Source organism: Pseudomonas helleri (assembly GCF_001043025.1).
Taxonomy (GTDB): Bacteria; Pseudomonadota; Gammaproteobacteria; order Pseudomonadales; family Pseudomonadaceae; genus Aquipseudomonas; species Aquipseudomonas helleri.
On record NZ_JYLD01000003.1, the window covers coordinates 95,397 to 114,188 of the forward strand.

16 protein-coding genes are annotated in these 18,792 nt (G+C 57.9%); 12 read left to right on the forward strand and 4 right to left on the reverse strand.

Annotated elements, in window-relative coordinates:
- Positions 1–130 precede the first annotated feature (130 nt).
- The 12 genes from arcD (at position 131) to TU84_RS05945 (ending at position 14,485) form a co-directional block, all read left to right on the forward strand.
- Complete coding sequence (gene arcD / locus TU84_RS05890) at positions 131–1,558, forward strand: arginine-ornithine antiporter (protein WP_048367967.1); 1,428 nt, start codon at positions 131–133, stop codon at positions 1,556–1,558.
- Between the two features lie 34 nt (positions 1,559–1,592).
- Positions 1,593–2,849 (forward strand): arginine deiminase, encoded by a 1,257-nt coding sequence (arcA, locus tag TU84_RS05895; protein WP_048367968.1) that lies wholly within the window; start codon positions 1,593–1,595, stop codon positions 2,847–2,849.
- Positions 2,850–2,924: 75 nt separating this feature from the next.
- The gene (locus TU84_RS05900; RefSeq protein WP_048367970.1) at positions 2,925–3,935 is read left to right on the forward strand and encodes an ornithine carbamoyltransferase; all 1,011 of its coding nucleotides are present in this window, start codon (positions 2,925–2,927) and stop codon (positions 3,933–3,935) included.
- Positions 3,936–4,053: 118 nt separating this feature from the next.
- Entirely contained in the window at positions 4,054–4,983 is a 930-nt protein-coding gene (arcC, locus tag TU84_RS05905) for a carbamate kinase (protein WP_048367971.1), read from the forward strand.
- Positions 4,984–5,040: 57 nt separating this feature from the next.
- Positions 5,041–5,400, forward strand: a complete 360-nt coding sequence (locus TU84_RS05910) for a DUF5064 family protein (protein ID WP_048367973.1) — start codon at positions 5,041–5,043, stop codon at positions 5,398–5,400.
- 158 nt (positions 5,401–5,558) lie between these two features.
- The gene (locus TU84_RS05915) at positions 5,559–7,067 is read left to right on the forward strand and encodes a sigma-54-dependent transcriptional regulator (protein WP_048367975.1); all 1,509 of its coding nucleotides are present in this window, start codon (positions 5,559–5,561) and stop codon (positions 7,065–7,067) included.
- A 296-nt stretch (positions 7,068–7,363) separates the two neighbouring features.
- Positions 7,364–7,747 (forward strand): glycine cleavage system protein GcvH, encoded by a 384-nt coding sequence (gcvH, locus tag TU84_RS05920; RefSeq protein ID WP_048367977.1) that lies wholly within the window; start codon positions 7,364–7,366, stop codon positions 7,745–7,747.
- Between the two features lie 10 nt (positions 7,748–7,757).
- A complete protein-coding gene (gcvP, locus tag TU84_RS05925; protein ID WP_048367979.1) occupies positions 7,758–10,616 on the forward strand; it encodes an aminomethyl-transferring glycine dehydrogenase in 2,859 nt (952 codons plus the stop codon).
- Between the two features lie 118 nt (positions 10,617–10,734).
- The gene (locus tag TU84_RS05930) at positions 10,735–12,111 is read left to right on the forward strand and encodes an L-serine ammonia-lyase (RefSeq protein ID WP_048367981.1); all 1,377 of its coding nucleotides are present in this window, start codon (positions 10,735–10,737) and stop codon (positions 12,109–12,111) included.
- Between the two features lie 17 nt (positions 12,112–12,128).
- On the forward strand, positions 12,129–13,253 hold the full coding sequence (gene gcvT, locus TU84_RS05935) for a glycine cleavage system aminomethyltransferase GcvT (protein ID WP_048367983.1): 1,125 nt from the start codon (positions 12,129–12,131) through the stop codon (positions 13,251–13,253).
- A gap of 436 nt (positions 13,254–13,689) precedes the next feature.
- Positions 13,690–13,902, forward strand: a complete 213-nt coding sequence (locus tag TU84_RS05940; protein WP_007977299.1) for a cold-shock protein — start codon at positions 13,690–13,692, stop codon at positions 13,900–13,902.
- A 94-nt stretch (positions 13,903–13,996) separates the two neighbouring features.
- Positions 13,997–14,485, forward strand: a complete 489-nt coding sequence (locus TU84_RS05945; protein WP_048367986.1) for an RDD family protein — start codon at positions 13,997–13,999, stop codon at positions 14,483–14,485.
- A gap of 126 nt (positions 14,486–14,611) precedes the next feature.
- Here TU84_RS05945 and TU84_RS05950 read toward each other — a convergent pair whose 3' ends face one another.
- The 4 genes from TU84_RS05950 to rpoE form a co-directional block, all read right to left on the reverse strand.
- Positions 14,612–16,027 carry a DegQ family serine endoprotease gene (locus TU84_RS05950; RefSeq protein WP_048367988.1) on the reverse strand — a complete coding sequence of 472 codons (1,416 nt, stop codon included), beginning with the start codon at positions 16,025–16,027 and terminating at the stop codon, positions 14,612–14,614.
- 182 nt (positions 16,028–16,209) lie between these two features.
- A complete protein-coding gene (locus tag TU84_RS05955; RefSeq protein WP_048367989.1) occupies positions 16,210–17,178 on the reverse strand; it encodes a MucB/RseB C-terminal domain-containing protein in 969 nt (322 codons plus the stop codon).
- 8 nt (positions 17,179–17,186) lie between these two features.
- Positions 17,187–17,777: a sigma-E factor negative regulatory protein gene (locus tag TU84_RS05960; RefSeq protein WP_048367991.1), complete on the reverse strand. Its 591-nt coding sequence runs from the start codon at positions 17,775–17,777 to the stop codon at positions 17,187–17,189.
- Between the two features lie 31 nt (positions 17,778–17,808).
- Positions 17,809–18,390 carry an RNA polymerase sigma factor RpoE gene (rpoE, locus tag TU84_RS05965; RefSeq protein WP_048367992.1) on the reverse strand — a complete coding sequence of 194 codons (582 nt, stop codon included), beginning with the start codon at positions 18,388–18,390 and terminating at the stop codon, positions 17,809–17,811.
- Positions 18,391–18,792 lie beyond the last annotated feature (402 nt).

Genomic DNA, 18,792 nt, shown 5'->3' on the forward strand with positions numbered 1-18,792 from the left:
AATGCGCAATAGCGACCTCCTCGCTCTTCTGACAATGGAATGTAGTCATGACCTGACCTAAGTCAACAGGGTAAGCAAACAACGCAATAACCTCTTAGACATCACTTCACATGGATTGGAGTCACTCTAAATGTCTGACACTCCTGGAAAACTTCGACTGGGTGCATTGGTTGCTCTGGTAGTCGGCTCAATGATTGGCGGCGGGATCTTTTCGCTGCCGCAAAACATGGCGGCAAGTGCGGATGTCGGGGCGATTTTAATCGGCTGGGCGATCACCGCCGTGGGCATGCTGACCCTCGCATTTGTGTTCCAGACCCTGGCCAATCGAAAACCCGACCTGGACGGCGGCGTGTACGCCTACGCCAAGGCCGGATTTGGCGATTACATGGGTTTCTCATCGGCCTGGGGGTACTGGATCAGTGCCTGGCTGGGCAACGTGGGTTACTTCGTGCTGCTGTTCAGCACACTCGGTTACTTCTTCCCGATCTTCGGTGAAGGCAACACGGTCGCCGCCATCGTCGGCGCGTCAATCCTGCTCTGGGCCGTGCACTTTCTGGTCTTGCGAGGCATCAAGGAAGCAGCGTTCATCAACCTGGTGACCACCGTCGCCAAGGTCGTACCGCTGATTCTGTTCATTCTGATTGCACTGTTCGCCTTCAAACTGGACATCTTCACCAGTGACATCTGGGGCCTGAAAAACCCGTCGCTGGGCAGCGTGATGGACCAGGTGCGCAACATGATGCTGGTCACCGTGTGGGTGTTCATCGGTATTGAAGGCGCGAGCATCTTCTCGTCCCGTGCCGAAAAACGCTCAGACGTCGGTCGCGCCACCGTGATCGGTTTTATCACCGTGCTGCTCTTGCTGGTGCTGGTAAACGTGCTGTCGCTGGGCATCATGACTCAACCAGAACTGGCAAAACTGCAAAACCCTTCGATGGCGGCCGTGCTTGAACACGTGGTCGGCCACTGGGGTGCGGTGCTGATCAGCGTCGGCTTGATCGTGTCCTTGCTGGGTGCCCTGCTGTCGTGGGTGCTGCTGTGTGCAGAGATCATGTTCTCGGCCGCCAAAGACCACACCATGCCGGCGTTCCTGAAGAAGGAAAACGCCAACCACGTACCGGTCAACGCCCTGTGGCTGACCAACGTAATGGTGCAGATCTTCCTGATCATCACCCTGTTCTCGGAAAGCACCTACCTGTCGCTGATCTATCTGGCGACCTCGATGATCCTCGTGCCTTACCTCTGGTCGGCGGCCTACGGCCTGCTGCTGGCGGTGCGCGGCGAGACTTACGAGAACGCCCTGGCTGAGCGCAAAAAAGACCTGATCATCGGTTCTGTCGCGCTGATCTACGCGATCTGGCTGATCTATGCCGGTGGTCTGAAGTACCTGCTGCTCTCGGCCCTGCTGTATGCACCTGGCGCCATCTTGTTCGCCAAGGCCAAACGCGAAAGCGGCCAACAAGTGTTTACCAACATCGAGAAAGTGATTTTTGCCGCAGTGATTATCGGTGCCCTGGTGGCAGCGTATGGCCTCTACGACGGCTTTCTAACCCTGTAATACCCTGTTTTATGTACTTTGGAGGATGACTGTAATGACCACGGAAAAAGTGAAGTACGGCGTGCATTCCGAAGCCGGCAAGCTGCATAAGGTTATGGTGTGTTCCCCAGGCCTGGCTCACCAGCGTCTGACCCCGAGCAACTGCGACGAGCTGTTGTTTGATGACGTGCTCTGGGTCAACCAGGCCAAGCGTGACCACTTCGATTTCGTCACCAAAATGCGCGATCGCGGGATTGATGTGCTGGAGATGCACAACCTGCTGACCGATATTGTTGGCATTCCAGAAGCGCTGGACTGGATCCTTGACCACAAGGTCACGCCAAATCAAGTGGGCGTGGGCCTGGTCAATGAAGTCAAAGCCTGGCTCAAGAGCCTTGAGCCGCGCCACATTGCCGAGTACCTGATTGGCGGTGTCTCTGCTGACGACCTGCCCAATAGCTTCGGTGGCAAAACCATCCAGATGTTCCGTGATTTCCTGGGCCACACCAGCTTTATCCTGCCGCCCCTGCCGAACACTCAGTTCACCCGTGACACCACCTGCTGGATCTACGGTGGCGTAACGCTGAACCCGATGTACTGGCCAGCCCGTCGTCAGGAAACCCTGCTGACCACGGCGATTTACAAGTTCCACCCTGAGTTCACCCAGGCTGAATTCAAAGTCTGGTACGGCGATCCGACCGTTGACCACGGCAATGCCAGCCTCGAAGGCGGCGACGTGATGCCAATCGGCAAGGGCGTGGTGCTGATCGGCATGGGCGAGCGCTCGTCACGTCAGGCCATCGGCCAACTGGCACAGAACCTGTTCAAGAACAAAGCGGTTGAGCGTGTGATTGTTGCCGGGCTGCCCAAGTCTCGCGCGGCGATGCACCTGGACACCGTGTTCAGCTTCTGCGATCACGACCTGGTGACCATCTTCCCGGAAGTGGTCAATCAAATTGTCGCCTTCTCCCTGTACCCGGATGAAAGCAAAGCCGGTGGCATTGACGTTCGCCGTGAGGAAGCCAGCTTCCTCGATGTGGTCGCCAAGGCTCTGGGCCTGAAAGCCCTGCGCGTTGTCGAAACCGGCGGTAACAGCTTCGCCGCCGAACGCGAGCAGTGGGATGACGGCAACAACGTCGTGGCACTGGAGCCTGGCGTGGTCATCGGCTACGACCGCAACACCTACACCAACACCCTGCTGCGCAAGGCCGGTGTCGAAGTGATCACCATCAGCGCCTCTGAACTGGGACGCGGCCGTGGCGGCGGTCACTGCATGACCTGCCCGATCGTACGCGACCCAATCGATTACTAAGTCACCCATTGATTGCTTGCGCTGACCCCACAAGGGGCGGCGCAAGCCGGTTAACCAGAAACCCAGGAGATCCCCATGGCGTTTAACATGAAAAACCGCAGCTTGCTGAGCTTGGTTCATCACACCCCTCGTGAGCTGCACTTCTTGCTGGATCTGTCCCGTGACCTCAAGCGCGCCAAGTACACCGGTACTGAAGAGCCGCACTTGAAAGGCAAGAACATCGCGCTGATTTTTGAAAAAACCTCGACCCGTACCCGTTGCGCATTCGAAGTCGCGGCCCACGACCAGGGCGCGCACGTGACTTACATCGACCCGGTTTCTTCGCAAATCGGCCACAAAGAAAGCATGAAAGACACCGCCCGCGTTCTTGGCCGCATGTTTGACGCCATCGAATACCGTGGCTTTGAGCAAGTGGTTGTCGAAGAGCTGGCCAAGTACGCCGGCGTACCGGTGTTCAACGGCCTGACCGCTGAGTTCCACCCGACGCAAATGATCGCTGACGTGCTGACCATGCGCGAACACAGCGACAAGCCGCTGCACAACATCAGCTACGCCTACCTGGGCGATGCGCGCAACAACATGGGTAACTCGCTGCTGCTAATCGGCGCCAAGCTGGGCATGGACGTGCGCATCGCTGCACCAAAAAGCCTGTGGCCAGAAGAAGCCTTCGTCAAACAGTGCGAGGAATTCGCCAAGGAAAGCGGTGCCAAAATCACCCTTACCGAAGACCCGAAAGCGGCGGTCAAAGGCGTGGATTTCATCCACACCGACGTATGGGTATCGATGGGCGAGCCGGTTGAAACCTGGAACGAACGCATCAAGCTGCTGCTGCCTTACCAGGTCAACACCGACATCATCAAGGCGGCAGAAAACCCGCGCGTGAAGTTCATGCACTGCTTGCCAGCGTTCCATAACAGCGAAACCAAAGTCGGCAAGGACGTGGCTGAGCATCACCCGAACCTGAAAAACGGCATTGAAGTGACCGAAGAAGTGTTCGAGTCGCCGGTCAACATTGCCTTTGAACAGGCTGAAAACCGCATGCACACCATCAAGGCCATTCTGGTGGCGGCGCTGGCTGATATCTAAGCCCTGACGCCCTCCTGTAGGAGCGAGCTTGCCTCGCGATCTTTTAAAAGATCAAAAGATCGCGAGACAAGCTCGCTCCTACAGACCCGGCCCTCCCCTTTAAATAAGGACATTTTCTATGCGTATCGTCGTTGCACTGGGCGGTAACGCCCTTCTTCGTCGCGGCCAGCCCATGACCGCTGACAACCAACGCGAAAACATCCGTACGGCCACCGCCCAAATCGCCCGCGTCGCCCCTGGCAACGAACTGGTGGTGGCACACGGTAACGGCCCGCAAGTGGGCCTGCTGTCGCTGCAAGCCGCTGCCTACACTGACGTTGCACCCTACCCGCTGGACGTACTCGGGGCTGAAACCGAAGGCATGATCGGTTACATGATCGAGCAAGAACTGGGCAACCTGTTGCCCAAAGACGTGCCTTTCGCCACCTTGCTGACCCAGGTAGAAGTCGACCCCAAAGACCCGGCCTTCAAGAACCCGACCAAGCCGATCGGCCCGGTGTACAGCGAAGCTGACGCCAAGCGCCTGGCCGCTGAAAAGGGCTGGGACATTGCCCCGGACGGCGACAAGTTCCGCCGCGTGGTGCCAAGCCCCAAACCTAAACACATTTTTGAAATCCGCCCGATCAAATGGCTGCTGGAAAAAGGCACCGTGGTGATCTGCGCGGGCGGTGGCGGTATTCCGACCATGTACGGCGAAGATGGCAACCTCAAGGGCATTGAGGCGGTGATCGATAAAGACCTGGCCTCTTCCCTGTTGGCCCAACAACTCAACAGTGACCTGCTGGTGATCGCCACAGACGTCAATGCCGCCTTTATCAACTGGGGCAAACCTGACCAGAAAGGCATTGCTCACGCGCACCCGGACGAACTGGAAAAACTCGGCTTTGCCGCCGGTTCCATGGGCCCGAAAGTCGAAGCGGCCTGCGAATTTGCCCGCAAGACTGGCAAGACTGCTGTTATCGGCGCACTGGCAGACATTGAAGCAATCGTTCAAGGTAAGGCAGGTACTCGAGTGAGCACCGAGAAATCGGGTATTACCTACTTTTGAACCCAAGGGCAGACCTGGCGGTCTGCCCTTGATTACTTAGCCTCAAGGAGCAGCTCTATGGCCTCGTTCGACCCCGGTCACCTGCATATCCGTCGCGCACCGCTGCAGCCGGGCGACTTTGGTTATGACATCACAATCGATTACCAGGTCGTTCAGGACCCCAAAGAAGGCAAGTCGATGCAGTTCGACATGCACGGCCAGATCAATGGCAAGGATTTCAAGGAATCGTTCACGCTGCCCAAGGACATGGCGTTCGACTTTGCCCGGGTAGGCTTCAAGATTGCCGTGAAAAACGGCATGCCAAAGAGTGCGACTATTTGGTCGATGCACAAAGAATACGACGAGATGTTCGAGGACGTCAGAAAACAACTTGGCCACGAATTGGGCGACCCGGTAAAACCCGAGCATCTGGAATAACCCCCTCCTGTAGGAGCGAGCTTGTCTCGCGATCTTTTAAACGATCAAAAGATCGCGAGACAAGCTCGCTCCTGCAGAGCCGATGTGCGGCTCACATTTCACCAATCCTCCCCGCCAAGGCATACTGGCCATCCCCTGGCTTAAGTTTTCTCGTTCCCATGCGTATCCATGTCAGTTTTATCGACCGTGTCGGCATCACCCAGGAAGTTCTGGCGTTGCTCGGCGGGCGTAATCTCAACCTGGATGCCGTGGAGATGGTGCCGCCCAACGTCTACATCGACGCCCCGACCCTCAGCCCGCAAGTACTCGACGAGCTGCGCGAAGCGCTGTTTCGGGTCAACGGCGTGCAGTCGGTGCGGGTGGTCGATATCCTTCCCGGCCAACGCCGCCACTTGCAACTCGACGCCCTGCTCGCCGCCATGACCGACCCGGTACTGGCGCTGGACAGCGGTGGCCACGTGCTGCTGGCCAACCCGGCGCTGGTCACGCTGTACGGCCGTGACCCTACCGGTGAAAGCATCGGCGAGCTGTTTAGCGATCCCGGCCTGCTCAATGTGTTGCTGGAAAACGGCTTTCGCCTGCCGTTGCGCGAAGTGACGCTCAACGGCCAGCCGCTGATGCTCGACGCCACGCCGATTACCGACGCCGGTGCCTTGCTCACGCTGTACCAGCCCAGCCGTATTGGTGAGCGGCTGGCCGCCCTGCATCACGACCACGCAGAAGGCTTTGACGCGCTACTCGGTGACTCCCCGGCGATCCGCACCCTGAAGGCCCGTGCCCAGCGCGTGGCGGCGCTGGATGCGCCCTTGCTGATTCAGGGCGAAACCGGCACCGGCAAAGAACTCGTGGCCCGCGCCTGTCATGCGATCAGCACCCGTTTTGCAGCGCCGTTTTTGGCTTTGAACTGCGCGGCGCTCCCGGAAAACCTGGCCGAAAGCGAGCTGTTCGGCTATGCCCCCGGCGCCTTCACTGGCGCCCAGCGCGGCGGCAAACCGGGGCTGATGGAGTTGGCCAACCACGGCACGGTGTTTCTCGATGAAATTGCTGAAATGTCGCCCTACCTGCAAGCCAAGCTGCTGCGCTTTTTGAATGACGGCAGCTTTCGTCGGGTAGGCGGCGAGCGCGAGGTCAAGGTCAATGTGCGGATCCTCAGCGCAACCCACCGCAACCTGGAAAAAATGGTCAATGAAGGGACGTTTCGCGAAGACCTTTTTTATCGCCTGAACGTGCTGAACCTTGAAGTGCCGCCGCTGCGCGAGCGTGGCCAGGATATTTTGCTGCTGGCACGCGCGTTTATGCAGCAGGCTTGCACGCAGATCCAGCGCCCGGTGTGCCGCCTGGCACCCGGCACTTATCCGGCGTTGCTGAGCAATCGCTGGCCGGGCAATGTACGGCAATTGCAGAACGTGATTTTCCGCGCGGCCGCGATCTGTGAAAGCACGCTGGTGGATATCGGTGACCTCGACATCGCAGGCACTTCGGTGGCCCGGCAAAGCGATGGCGAGATAGAAACCCTGGAGCTGGCGGTCGAAACGTTCGAAAAAGCCCTGCTGGAAAAACTCTACGTCAGCTACCCCTCAACTCGCCAATTGGCCAGCCGCCTGCAAACCTCGCACACCGCCATTGCGCACCGCCTGCGCAAGTACGGCATCCCGGGTAAAAATTAATCCAGAAAAGCCACATGTTCCGTATTGAATTCATTCCAGCGGAACGATTTCGATACAGGCACGCCAATCCTCAGTAACCCAAGGCTTTGATCCACTTGGATTTTTTAATTGCGCCAGCACTGTAGCGATTTCGCTACAGCGTGATGAGTCAGTCATCTGCGAAACCAACCTAAGCCACTGATAAATAAGCCTTTTTATAAACTGGCAACCATCTTGCAGTGATCATGGCAATTAGCTCGACCTGCACGAGCATTACACCTGTGACCACCAGACATGTCTGGCCCTGAGGAGTTTCGATGAGCGAATTGCGTTTTACTGAAGACCACGAATGGCTGCGTGCCGAAGCCGATGGCAGCGTGACCGTTGGCATTACGGCTTTTGCGCAAAACGCTCTGGGCGATGTGGTGTTTGTTCAGTTGCCAGAGTTGCAGGCTTACGACAAAGGCGCTGAAGCCGCCACGGTTGAGTCGGTCAAGGCCGCCAGCGGCGTGTACATGCCACTGGACGGTGAAGTCCTCGAACTGAACGCTAAACTCGAAGACAGCCCGGAACTGGTCAACGAGGATCCGCTGGGTGAAGGCTGGTTTTTTCGCTTTAAACCGGCTGATCCCGAGGCGCTCGGCAAACTGCTCACGCAGGACGCTTACGACCGCTTGATCAAAGCTCAAGACGACAACTGAGGAGCCGGCCATGACGATTAATCTCAGCACTGCCAATGAATTCATCGCGCGCCACATCGGCCCGCGTCAGGCCGACGAACAGGCCATGCTCACCACCCTGGGCTTTGACTCGCTGCAAGCGCTCAGCGCCAGCGTCATCCCGGAAGGCATCAAGGGCACCAGCGTACTCAACCTGCCCGCTGGCCAAAGTGAAGCCGATGCCTTGGCATCGATCAAAGCCATCGCGGCGAAAAACCAGCTGCATAAAACCTATATCGGCCAAGGCTATTACAACTGCCACACGCCTTCGCCGATCTTGCGCAACCTGCTGGAAAATCCGGCCTGGTACACCGCTTACACGCCGTATCAGCCGGAAATTTCCCAGGGTCGTCTTGAAGCCTTGCTGAATTTCCAGACGCTGATCAGCGACCTCACCGGCCTGCCGATTGCCAACGCTTCGCTGCTCGACGAAGCCACCGCGGCCGCCGAAGCCATGACCTTCTGCAAACGCCTGAGCAAGAACAAAACCAGCGAGCGCTTCTTCGCCTCCCGCCACTGCCACCCGCAAACCCTCGATGTGCTGCGCACCCGTGCCGAGCCGCTGGGTATTGAAGTGGTGGTGGGTGACGAACGTGAGTTGAGCGACCTGTCGCCGTTCTTCGGTGCCTTGCTGCAATACCCGGCAAGCAACGGCGATGTGTTTGATTATCGCGATCTGGTTGAACGCTTCCACGCCGCTAACGCGCTGGTGGCGGTGGCCGCTGACTTGTTGGCGCTGACCTTGCTGACGCCTCCCGGTGAATTCGGCGCCGACGTGGCCATCGGCAGCGCCCAGCGCTTTGGCGTACCACTGGGCTTTGGTGGCCCGCACGCGGCTTACTTTTCGACCCGCGATGCCTTCAAGCGCGACATGCCGGGGCGTCTGGTCGGCATGTCGGTAGACCGTCACGGTAAACCGGCGCTGCGTCTGGCGATGCAAACCCGCGAGCAACATATCCGCCGCGAGAAGGCCACCAGTAACATCTGTACCGCTCAAGTGTTGCTGGCCAACATCGCCAGCATGTACGCCGTGTACCACGGGCCTCAAGGCCTGACCCAGATTGCCCGGCGCATCCATCAGTTGACTGCAATCCTTGCCCAGGGCCTGAAGGGGCTGGGGCTGAACGTTGAGCAAAGCCAGTTTTTCGACACCCTGACCCTGCACACCGACAACCGCACCAGCGCGCTTCACGCCAAGGCTCAAGCCCGGCACATCAACCTGCGTGTGGTCGATGACGAGCGCCTTGGGCTGTCGCTGGACGAAACCAGCAGCCAGTCCGACGTGGTTGCCCTGTGGGCCTTGCTCGCAGTCGATGGCCAGACATTGCCTGACTTCGACGCTTTGGCCCAATCGGTAACAGGCACGCTGCCTGCGGCGTTGCTGCGCCAGTCGGCGATTCTGAGCCACCCGGTGTTCAACCGTTATCACTCCGAAACCGAGCTGATGCGTTACCTGCGCCGCCTGGCTGACAAAGACCTGGCGCTGGACCGCACCATGATCCCGCTGGGCTCGTGCACCATGAAGCTCAACGCCGCCAGCGAAATGATCCCGGTGACCTGGGCCGAGTTCGGCAACCTGCACCCGTTTGCCCCTGCCGAGCAAAGCCAGGGCTATCAGCAACTGACCCGCGAGCTGGAACTCATGCTCTGCGAGGCCACCGGCTACGACGCCGTGTCGCTGCAACCCAACGCAGGCTCCCAAGGTGAGTACGCAGGCTTGCTGGCCATTCGTGCTTACCACCAGAGCCGTGGCGAAGAGCGCCGCGACATCTGCCTGATCCCCTCCTCGGCCCACGGCACCAACCCGGCGACCGCACACATGGCCGGTATGCGCGTGGTGGTGACCGCCTGTGACGCGCGCGGCAACGTCGACATTGAAGACCTGCGCGCCAAGGCCATCGAGCACCGCGATCACCTTGCCGCGCTGATGATCACCTACCCGTCGACCCACGGCGTGTTCGAAGAAGGCATCCGCGAAATCTGCGGCATCATTCATGACAACGGCGGCCAGGTGTACATCGACGGCGCCAACATGAACGCAATGGTCGGCCTGTGCGCACCGGGCAAGTTTGGCGGCGACGTGTCGCACCTTAACTTGCACAAAACCTTCTGCATCCCCCACGGCGGTGGCGGCCCGGGCGTTGGCCCGATTGGCGTCAAGTCGCACCTGATCCCGTTCCTGCCGGGCCACAGCGCCCTGGAGCGCAAGGAAGGCGCCGTGTGTGCCGCCCCGTTCGGCAGCGCCAGCATTCTGCCGATCACTTGGATGTACATCCGCATGATGGGCGGCGAAGGCCTGAAACGCGCCTCGCAATTGGCCATTTTGAATGCCAACTACATTGCCCGCCGTCTCGAAGAGCATTACCCGGTGCTGTACTCGGGCGCCAACGGCCTGGTGGCGCACGAATGCATCCTCGACCTGCGCCCGCTCAAGGAAACCAGCGGCATCAGCGTTGATGACGTGGCCAAACGCCTGATCGACTTTGGCTTCCACGCCCCGACCATGTCGTTCCCGGTGGCGGGCACATTGATGATCGAGCCGACTGAGAGTGAATCCAAACAAGAGCTGGATCGCTTCTGCGAAGCCATGATCCGCATCCGCGAGGAGATTCGCGCGGTCGAAAACGGCAGCCTCGACAAAGACGACAACCCGCTGAAAAACGCCCCGCACACGGCCGCAGAAATCGTTGGCGAGTGGACCCACCCGTACAGCCGCGAACAAGCGGTGTATCCGGTCGCGTCGTTGATCGAAGGCAAATACTGGCCGCCGGTAGGCCGTGTCGACAACGTGTTCGGCGACCGCAACCTGGTCTGCGCATGCCCGTCGATCGAGAGCTATCAGGAGGCTTGATCCCGATCCGTAGGAGCGAGCTTGCCTCGCGATCTTTTGATCTTTTAAAAGATCGCGAGACGAGCTCGCTCCTACAGGTTTTGCTTGCCAATTCATCTATAAGAAACCGGAGAACCCTATGTCGTTAAGCGTGTTCGACCTGTTCAAAATTGGCATCGGCCCTTCCAGTTCCCACACCGTCGGCCCCATGCGGGCTGCCGCACGTTTTGTCGAAGGTTTGGCCCGCGAGGGTTTGCTGCCGAGCACGGCCTGCGTGAAAGTCGAGCTGTATGGTTCCCTCGGCGCCACCGGTAAAGGTCACGGCAGCGACAAAGCCGTGTTGCTGGGGCTTGAAGGCGAACTCCCGGACACCGTCAACACCGAAACCGTGGCTGAACGCCTGGCCCAGATCCGCAGCAGCGGGCGTTTGAACCTCAACGGCGAACACGCCATCGATTTCAACGAGAAACTGCACCTGGCGATGATTCGCAAACCCTTGGCCTTTCACCCCAACGGCATGATTTTTCGTGCCCTGGACGCCGCCGGAATACAGATTCGCAGCCGCGAGTATTACTCGGTCGGCGGCGGCTTTGTGGTGGATGAAGACGCTGCGGGCGCTGACCGCATCGTCGAAGACAGTACGCCACTGAAGTACCCGTTCAAAACCGCCAAAGAGCTGCTGAACCATTGCACTACGCAGCACTTGTCCATCAGCCAGGTGATGCTGGCCAACGAAAGCGCGTGGCGCCCGGAAGCCGAAACCCGCAGTGGCTTGCTGCACATCTGGCAAGTGATGCAGGACTGTGTGAGCGCGGGCTGTCGCAATGAAGGGATTTTACCCGGTGGCTTAAAGGTCAAACGCCGGGCCGCCGCGCTGCATCGTCAACTGTGCAGCCACCCGGAAGCCGCCCTGCGCGATGCGCTGTCCGTGCTCGACTGGGTCAATCTGTATGCACTGGCGGTAAACGAAGAAAACGCCAATGGCGGACGCGTGGTCACCGCACCCACCAATGGGGCTGCGGGGATTATCCCGGCCGTGCTGCATTACTACATGCGCTTTATCGGCGGTGCCAACGAAGACGGCGTGGTGCGGTTTCTGCTGACGGCAGCCGCCATCGGCATTTTGTACAAGGAAAACGCCTCGATCTCGGGCGCCGAAGTCGGCTGCCAGGGCGAAGTCGGTGTGGCCTGTTCCATGGCCGCTGGCGCGCTCTGCGAAGTGCTCGGCGGCAGCGTGCAACAAGTCGAGAACGCCGCCGAAATCGGCATGGAACACAACCTGGGGCTGACCTGCGATCCGATTGGTGGGCTGGTGCAAGTGCCGTGTATCGAGCGCAACGCCATGGGCTCGGTCAAGGCCATCAACGCCGTGCGCATGGCCTTGCGCGGCGACGGCCAGCACTTTGTCTCGCTCGACAAGGTGATCCGCACCATGCGCCAGACCGGCGCCGACATGAAAAGCAAATACAAAGAGACCGCCCGCGGCGGTCTGGCTGTCAACATTATTGAGTGCTGATTTTCAAGGAGTCACGAATGTCCACCGAACACTTGCTCATCACCCCGCTGCACGCACTGCACCTTGAACTCGGCGCCCGCATGGTGCCTTTTGCCGGCTATGACATGCCCGTGCAATACCCGCTGGGCGTGATGAAAGAGCACCAGCACACCCGTGAACAGGCCGGGTTGTTTGATGTTTCGCACATGGGGCAGATCCTGCTGACCGGCGCCGGTGCCGCCAAAGCACTGGAAACATTGGTGCCCGTCGACATCATCGACCTGCCGGTGGGCATGCAGCGTTACGCCATGTTCACCAACGAGCAAGGCGGCATTCTGGATGACCTGATGGTTGCCAATCTGGGCAATGATCAATTGTTTTTGGTGGTTAACGCCGCCTGCAAGGCGCAGGACCTGGCGCACCTGCGCAAACACCTGGGCGCCCACTGCGAGATCCAGCCGCTGTTTGAAGAGCGCGCCCTGCTGGCCCTGCAAGGCCCGGCAGCGGTGAACGTGTTGCAGCGCTTGGCACCTGACGTGGCCAAAATGACCTTTATGCAATTTGAGCCTGTGACGCTGCTGGACGTGGCGTGCTATGTCAGCCGCTCGGGTTATACCGGTGAAGACGGCTTTGAGATCTCGGTACCGACAGCACACGCAGAAAAACTCGCCCGCGCGCTTTTGGCTGAACCTGAGGTTCAGGCCATTGGTTTGGGCGCACGTGATTCTTTGCGCCTTGAAGCCGGTCTGTGCTTGTACGGCCACGACATGAACGAAAAAACCACGCCGATTGAAGCCAGCCTGTTGTGGGCGATCTCTAAAGCGCGCCGTGCCGACGGCCCGCGTGCGGGTGGCTTCCCAGGTGCTGACACCATTTTTACCCAGCAACAACAAGGGGTTGCACGAAAAAGGGTCGGCCTGCTGCCCCAGGAACGCACACCGGTGCGTGAAGGCGCCGAGGTGGTCGATGCACAGGGTAACGTCATCGGCACAGTGTGTAGCGGCGGCTTTGGCCCTACCCTGGGCGCACCGCTGGCCATGGCGTATCTGGACAGTGCATTCACCCCGATAGACACCGAGGTCTGGGCGATTGTTCGGGGTAAACGTGTGCCGATGAAAGTGTCTAAACTGCCGTTTGTAGCGCAACGTTATTATCGGGGCTAAACCCCGGGCTTTTTATACAGTTGTATGACACTTGCGTGCCATACAACTGCCACAAAACAGTGCGAAGTTTCGATAGTGAAAAAAGCACTTTAAACATGAAAACAATTGAACACCTCTATGAACACACTTTCTTTAACGCTGCCCACACCCCACTGTAGGAGCGAGCTTGCTCGCGATCTTTTGATCTTTTAAATGCGTTGCTATAAGTGAACTACATGAGGTTATAAAGGGGTGTATTTAAGGGGCTTGTTTTTTTAATCCTGTTTTCGTAGAGTTTGACCACTGTGTTTGCATGGGTCGCTGGAATCGTGACCTGGGCAGTAGCTCTATGTTTGCTACAACCCGTTCTGCGTCTCTTACTTTCCTGCAACCCAGCACCAGTCCTCTTTCAACGTAAGGAGGCTGCCATTAATTGTTAGCGTCAAGGAATTAAGAAATGTCTCAACGTCAGAGCGGTACCGTCAAGTGGTTTAACGACGAGAAAGGTTTTGGTTTCATCACTCCGGAAAGCGGTCCGGATCTGTTCGTACACTTCCGTGCCATTCAAGGCAACGGTTTCAAAAGCTTGAAAGAAGGCCAGAAAGTGACCTTCATCGCTGTTCAGGGCCAAAAAGGCATGCAGGCTGACGAAGTTCAAGCCGAAGCCTAAGCTTCTGTTCCACAAAAGCCTCTGATGCTGACATCAGAGGCTTTTTTATGGGCGCAATTTCGTAAGATGGGTTTTTCCTTCACGAGAGCCTGCCATGTCGAAACCACCACTTAGCCCCCAAGGCGACTTTCCCGCCGCCGGCCTGGGGCGCCGTCTGGCAGCCATGTTCTATGACTTTCTGCTGTGTACGGCCCTGCTGATTGTGACCACGTTTATCTACAAGCTGATCATGATGGGCTTTATCGGTGAAGCCAAAATGCGCGAGCTGACCGAAGCCGGGGCGCTGGATGGCGACCCGTTGCTCTCGACCATTTTGTTGTTTGTCCTGTTCGCGTTCTTTGCCAAGTTCTGGACCCACAGCGGCCAAACCCTGGGCATGCAAGTGTGGGGCGTGCGCGTGCAAAACGCCGATGGATCGGCGATCAGCCTGTGGCAAGCGCTGTTGCGCTTTATGGTGTCGATTGGTTCGTGGCTGTGTTTAGGGCTGGGGTTTATCTGGTCTGTGTTCGATAAACGCAAGCGCACCTGGCACGACATATACTCCGACAGCCAGTTGGTTCGCATCCCTAAACAGAAGAAATAAAAAAAGCCCGTATCTCGCGATACGGGCTTTTTATTTTTGCTGTGTCTCTGTGGTCACTGCCGTTTGCTGGAGAAACGGGTTGCTGCGCAACCCTTCGCAGCCTTCGGCAGCGACTACAAGGGTTGGTTACTCTGCCAGCTTGAAGGTAATGAAGCTGGCGCGGCCCTGACGCAGTACACGCATTGAGACCGAACGATTTTTTGGCAATGCCTTGGCAATTTCAGTGAATTGCTTGGCATCGGTAATCGCCTGGTTGTTCAGATGAGTGATCACGTCACCCGGTTGCAGACCAATCAACGCCGCAGGACCGTCCTGTACGTCTTTGATGATCACGCCACCTTTGATGTCGTTGGCTTTCTTCTGCTCGTCGGTCAAGTCAGCGACAGCGACGCCCAGACGGTTGCTGCTTTGCTCAGCACCGGTCAGGCCAGCCATCTCCTTGCCTTCATCCGGGATAGCGCCCACGGTGAGGTCCAGGGTTTTGCGCTTGCCGTCACGCACCACTTCAAGGGTGGCTTTGCTACCGGCTTTCAGCGCGCCTACCAGGTGCGGCAGGTCGGCCGACATGACGATCGGCTGGCCATTCATGCTCAGGATCACGTCACCTACTTGCAGACCGCCTTTGGCAGCCGGGCCGTTGTCCAGTACTTGAGCAACCAGCGCACCGGCAGGTTTTTCCAGACCGAAGGATTCCGCCAGGTCTTTATTGACCTCTTGAATCACCACGCCCAACCAGCCACGGCTAACCTTGCCGCCGGCTTTGAGTTGGTTGGAAACGTCCATGGCCACATCGATAGGGATCGCGAACGACACGCCCATAAAGCCACCGGAACGGGTGTAGATCTGTGAGTTGATGCCGACCACCTCACCTGCCAGGTTGAACAGCGGGCCACCGGAGTTACCCGGGTTGATTGGCACGTCAGTCTGGATGAACGGCACATAGCTTTCATTCGGCAGGCTGCGGCCGATGGCGCTGATGATGCCTTGGGTGACGGTGTGGTCAAAGCCGAACGGCGAGCCGATCGCTACCACCCATTGACCGGCCTTGAGGTCCTGAGACTTGCCCAACTTCAGCACCGGCAGGTTTTTGCCATCAATTTTCAGCAGGGCCACATCGGAACGCGGGTCGGTACCGACCAGCTTGGCTTTCATTTCGCTGCGGTCAGACAGACGCACGATGATTTCGTCAGCGTCAGCCACTACGTGGTTGTTGGTCAGGATGTAGCCGTCCGGGGAGATGATAAAACCCGATCCCAGCGATTGAGCTTCGCGCTGACGCCCACCTTGGCCACCGCCCATGCCTGGCGGCATGCCGCGTTCAAAGAAATCACGCAATCCCGGCGGCAAGCCTTCGAGGTCTGGCATGTTCGAGACTTTGCGGTCCGGCAGCTTTTGCGTCGTACTGATGTTGACGACGGCGGGTGATGCCTGCTCGACCAACTGCGTGAAGTCGGGCAACTGCGCTTCAGCCAGCGCGGGCACTGCCTGGCCGAGCATCAGCACGGCAGCAAAAATGGGTAAGTAAGACTTCAATCGAGGCATTGGTTTACAGCTCCCGTTAATAGCCAGCAGGGTTGTGCAATGAGTCCCAAAAACTTAAGCCAGCATAGACCGGTTTTTGGGCGGACCAGAAACAAACAAGGTCAGAGCCCATTAGGCACTGACCTTTGTAAAAAAAATGAAAAAAACAATTTGAAATGTTCACCGCTCATTTCAGTGTTCCATCAAGGTTTGACCGTCGTCGAGGGTTCGGCCTGCCCTGCCCGCATCGAGAGTGCAATACGCTCTGCGGTTCCCATCGGGATCTCGCCCACCACGGTTGCGAGGATCTCTGCGTCAGGGGTCGAGAGGTGCCTTGAGACCGCAACAGTCGGACCCAGCTGCAGGCGCATGTCGGGCACAGCGTCGCCTTTCAGGGGTTCGAGGAACACCGAGAAACGCGTCAAGCCGTCGTCATACATGAGGCTGGTGACTTCTGTTTTGGTTTTGGGATCACGACGCACGTTGCTGCTCAAGAGTTCAAACCCTGGCGGCAACCAGTCGGAATGCCAGCTGTGCACAGGTTTGCTCACAGGTGCAGCCGCTTGAGAGGTGGCCACGGCCTGACAACGGTCACCGGGGGTGAGCTGGCTGTCGTTGGGCGGCGTCGTTTCAAGGTGGGTGAACTGAAAACGTTCCAGCAACTGCCCTTTGTCATTGACCAGCAATGACTTCAAAGGCAAGCCGGTTTCACGGTCCAGGTACAGTTCAACGCCATAGCGATGCTGGTCACGCGGGGTTAGCACAATGACCGCCACAGGGCGACCGGCTACCCGCGAATCACCCGCGCGAGTCACGGCATACCAGTTTTCAAGGCGTTGCAAATCCAGCTGTCGCGCGGTGGTGTCGGCGACATCTGCAAGGCCGTTGATCAGTTTGCCAGTGACGCACTCGGTGCGCCCATCGGCACGAACCACCTCATAAGGTGCACCATCAAGCTGCACCAGTCGTTCACGCACTTTGCCGTCTTGCACGCGGTGCCAGATGCGATGGGTCGAAAAACTCCCATTGCGCTCGTAAACAAACGTGCCTTGATAGCTTTGCTGCTGCTCAGCCGCGCCTAAGCGTTTTAGCCAGTCTTGGGCGTCATCGGCATGAGCAGGTACAACAAAAAAACCACTGAGCAGAAGCGGTAACAGAGGTAGGACGCGCATGATGGCCCTTAACGGTTTTCCAGGCTTGCAGCTCGTGCGTAAGGCAGAGGGCTTTCAGTTCCTTTCATGGCCGCTTGTTCAGCGTGCTGGCGCAAATAGCCCGGCAAACGCTGATTCTGCCAACCAGCCTGGCCTTGCAGTACACCATTGGCCATTGGCCCGGTGCCCTGATCAGAGCTCTCACTGTAGTTGGCCAGTACCGCCGGGCCTTTAACTGTCGGCGCACTCAGGCTCGGCTGATTGCCTTGCTGGGCCAGTTGGGCGCCCACGATGTCATCCTGGTTGTACAGTCTGACACCCGCCAGAACAGCCACCGTCACCGAGGCAGCAACTGCCAGGCGGCCAATGCTTTGCCAGTGACTGCGCTTGGCTTTGGCGGGTGTTTGTTCTTCGGCCAGTGCGGCCGATACTGCAGATGCGATGTCCAGGCGAGGGATCAGCAGATCTTTGTGCATCACAGCACGGGCAACCTGATAGCGATTCCAGGTGGCACGTGTTTGTGCATCGTCAAAGGCATTCAATACCCGACGTAATTCCAGTTCGTCCGCTTCGTTATCCATCACTGCGGACAGCGATTCCTGCAGGGCTTCACGACTCATGGCGGTTCCTCTCTTGGCTGTCGCCGCTGTCTCAGTTTTCCTGCAACAACGGCTGCAGGGCTTTATCGATGGCTTCCCGAGCACGGAATATCCGGGATCGTACGGTACCCACCGGACATTGCATGACGCTCGCAATATCTTCGTAACTCAGACCATCAAACTCACGTAAAGTTAATGCCGTACGTAAATCTTCTGGCAGTAGCTGAATGGTGCGGTGAACCGTGCCTTCGATCTCATCGCGAAGCAAAGAACGCTCCGGCGATTCCAGATCTTTCAGACCGTGATCACCATCATAAAATTCAGCATCTTCAGAACTCACATCGCTATCGGGTGGACGACGACCGCGTGACACCAGATAGTTTTTCGCCGTGTTAATGGCGATGCGGTACAGCCACGTATAAAAGGCGCTGTCTCCGCGAAAATTGCCAAGTGCACGGTAAGCCTTGATAAAGGCTTCTTGTGCCACGTCCTGGGCTTCATGGGTGTCGTGCACAAAACGCACGATCAACCCGAGAATTTTGTGCTGGTATTTCAGCACTAGCAGATCAAATGCACGCTTGTCGCCGCGCTGCACGCGCTCGACCAGCTGCTGATCCTCTTCCTGGGTTAGCATGAATACTCCTCATAAGACCGGGAGGAAGAGTGTTTTGCTAATTGATCAGGCTTGCAAACATAGACTCGGGCTTTTCGCAAAAGTTCTCTCCCCCCTGGCAAGTTTCCTGCGCACTCGGATTTGGCACGCACGAAAACGCAGCTCGGGCCTGGCCGGCTGCGTCAATAATCTTGTCGTCAAAGTCACCTGCGCGGGCCGTAAAATCAACCCCGTATGGCATTGACGCAACTCCCCTTTATGGCGGGCAACCTGCTATTGAACCCTGAGCTGTCGGAAAAGTTCCAAAATTCAGATCAGGTGTAACGTCTATAGCAGGATAAAATACAGTTCGTGCGCAGGTTGTGCCCGACGCGCAGCCTCTGGTTTGCCGATTTATTCTGCAAAACGGCATGCAGATCGCCA

Excerpts from the sequence above, each read along its gene's own strand:
- arcD (WP_048367967.1), top strand. The coding sequence starts at position 131 with ATGTCTGACACTCCTGGAAAACTTCGACTGGGTGCATTGGTTGCTCTG.
- arcA (WP_048367968.1), top strand. The coding sequence starts at position 1,593 with ATGACCACGGAAAAAGTGAAGTACGGCGTGCATTCCGAAGCCGGCAAG.
- TU84_RS05900 (WP_048367970.1), top strand. The coding sequence starts at position 2,925 with ATGGCGTTTAACATGAAAAACCGCAGCTTGCTGAGCTTGGTTCATCAC.
- arcC (WP_048367971.1), top strand. The coding sequence starts at position 4,054 with ATGCGTATCGTCGTTGCACTGGGCGGTAACGCCCTTCTTCGTCGCGGC.
- TU84_RS05910 (WP_048367973.1), top strand. The coding sequence starts at position 5,041 with ATGGCCTCGTTCGACCCCGGTCACCTGCATATCCGTCGCGCACCGCTG.
- TU84_RS05915 (WP_048367975.1), top strand. The coding sequence starts at position 5,559 with ATGCGTATCCATGTCAGTTTTATCGACCGTGTCGGCATCACCCAGGAA.
- gcvH (WP_048367977.1), top strand. The coding sequence starts at position 7,364 with ATGAGCGAATTGCGTTTTACTGAAGACCACGAATGGCTGCGTGCCGAA.
- gcvP (WP_048367979.1), top strand. The coding sequence starts at position 7,758 with ATGACGATTAATCTCAGCACTGCCAATGAATTCATCGCGCGCCACATC.
- TU84_RS05930 (WP_048367981.1), top strand. The coding sequence starts at position 10,735 with ATGTCGTTAAGCGTGTTCGACCTGTTCAAAATTGGCATCGGCCCTTCC.
- gcvT (WP_048367983.1), top strand. The coding sequence starts at position 12,129 with ATGTCCACCGAACACTTGCTCATCACCCCGCTGCACGCACTGCACCTT.
- TU84_RS05940 (WP_007977299.1), top strand. The coding sequence starts at position 13,690 with ATGTCTCAACGTCAGAGCGGTACCGTCAAGTGGTTTAACGACGAGAAA.
- TU84_RS05945 (WP_048367986.1), top strand. The coding sequence starts at position 13,997 with ATGTCGAAACCACCACTTAGCCCCCAAGGCGACTTTCCCGCCGCCGGC.
- TU84_RS05950 (WP_048367988.1), bottom strand. The coding sequence starts at position 16,027 with ATGCCTCGATTGAAGTCTTACTTACCCATTTTTGCTGCCGTGCTGATG.
- TU84_RS05955 (WP_048367989.1), bottom strand. The coding sequence starts at position 17,178 with ATGCGCGTCCTACCTCTGTTACCGCTTCTGCTCAGTGGTTTTTTTGTT.
- TU84_RS05960 (WP_048367991.1), bottom strand. The coding sequence starts at position 17,777 with ATGAGTCGTGAAGCCCTGCAGGAATCGCTGTCCGCAGTGATGGATAAC.
- rpoE (WP_048367992.1), bottom strand. The coding sequence starts at position 18,390 with ATGCTAACCCAGGAAGAGGATCAGCAGCTGGTCGAGCGCGTGCAGCGC.